The organism is Brachyspira pilosicoli (assembly GCF_019402445.1).
In the GTDB taxonomy this organism is placed as follows: domain Bacteria; phylum Spirochaetota; class Brachyspiria; order Brachyspirales; family Brachyspiraceae; genus Brachyspira; species Brachyspira pilosicoli_B.
On the sequence record NZ_SRZM01000294.1, the window covers coordinates 1 to 2,153 of the forward strand.

General features: G+C 24.3%; 1 pseudogene. It reads left to right on the top strand.

The features are described from left to right. Positions 1-2,153 (top strand): annotated as a pseudogene (locus E6A48_RS09355) (hypothetical protein); the annotation flags it as partial.

The window sequence follows — 2,153 nt, forward strand, 5'->3', positions numbered from 1 at the left end:
TGAAGAAAATAATGATAGCCCAGCTGATGAGGCTAACATTACTGAAAATGATAACACTTTTGAAACTACTGTTAATGATGAAATCAATAATGCTTTAAATAATTATTTAGAATCTGAAAGCTTTGAAAACAATGATTACAATTTAGAAAATACAGAAATTGAAGAGAATATTAATACTGCTATTATAAATAATGATGAAGTAATTGATGAGTTAGAAAAACTAGATGATTTAGTTGAAAACTTAGACAATGCAGAATACGAAGACAATAATAATAATATAGCTGATATAGTATCACAGGGTTTAGCTGAGATAGAAAATATTGAATATGCTGAAAATAATTCTTTGGAAAATGATGATAGTGTAATAGAAATTGTTGATGAAGAGAGTTACATCGATAACAATAATGAAAGCATAGTTGATGAGGCTAACATTACCGAAAACAACAGCACTTTTGAAACCACTGTTAATGATGAAATCAATAATGCTTTAAATAATTATTTAGAATCTGAAAGCTTTGAAAATAATAATTACAATTTAGAAAATACAGAAATTGAAGAGAATATTGACACTGCTATTATAAATAATGAAACAAATAATGATGAAATAATTGATGAGTTAGAAAAACTAGATGATTTAGTTGAAAACTTAGACAATACAGAATACGACAATAATAATATAGCTGATATAGTATCGCAGGGTTTAGCTGAGATAGAAAATATTGAATATGCTGAAAATAATTCTTTGGAAAATGATGACAGTATAATAGAAATTGTTGATGAAAATAATGATGATATGGCAGAAATGGTATCAGATGGCTTAGATGAAATAGAAAATATTGAACATTCATTAGACAATAATGATAAAAACATTATTACAGAAAATATTCATAATATTGATGTACCTGATATTGATGATGTTGATTATATAGATGAGTCAAATTATATTAATGAAAATAACAATCAAGATGATATTATAGAGTTATCTGGAAATGAGCTTGATTTAATAACTAAAGATGAAAATATTGAATATAAATATATACAAAATAATAACAATAAAGAGTATATGGATATGAATAAAATAAAACAAGATATAGAAGAATTAGAAATTGATGAATTATCTAATGAAGAAAATAATATATATAATAATCAAATATCAGATGAAAATAATAGTGAAGTATATGAACTCACAGATGAAGAAGTGAATATGTATAAAGAATACATAGAGAACAATGAATTAGATGATAATAATCTTTCTAATGAAGAGATAGATATGTATAAAAGCTATATAGAAGGCAGAGAATATACAAATACTTCAGAAAGTACTAATAATTTGGAAGATATTAATAAAAAAGAAGATATTAATGAATTGACAGATGAAGAAATAAATATGTATAAAAACTATATAGAAAGAGATGAATCTGAAGATGAAACTACTGATTTAACAGATGAAGAAGAATTAATGTATAAAGCTTATATAGAAAACAGTAGTTCTGATAGTTCTTCTGATACTTCTATAGAAAATAACAGCAATAAAACAAGCGATGATTTATTATCTATTGAATCTAAAGAAGAAATAAATAACAATTCAGAAACAGTTCAAAATAGTCAAGAAGAAAATAAAATAATAGAAGAAGAAAAGAAAGAAGAGCAAAACAAAGAAGAAGATAGTAATGATTTTTTGGCTAAACTAAAACAGATGAATGAGGAATATAAAGAGGAAGAAAAAGAGAGAAAAGAAGAAGAATCTAAAAAAGAAGAAAAAGAAAGCAATGATTTTTTAGATAAATTAAAACAAATGAATGAGGAATATAAAGAAGAAAATAAAATAATAGAAGAAGAAAAGAAAGAAGAGCAAAACAAAGAAGAAGATAGTAATGATTTTTTGGCTAAACTAAAACAGATGAATGAGGAATATAAAGAGGAAGAAAAAGAGAGAAAAGAAGAAGAATCTAAAAAAGAAGAAAAAGAAAGCAATGATTTTTTGGCTAAATTAAAGCAGATGAATGAAGAATATATAAAAGAAGAAGAGGAAAAAAAAAACGAAAAACTAACTAAAAAAAAAGCTGAAAATATAGAAGAAACTAAAAACGATGAAATTTTAGCACAAAATAATGAAGAAGAACATAAAATAGACGAAAACACCCTAATAGGTG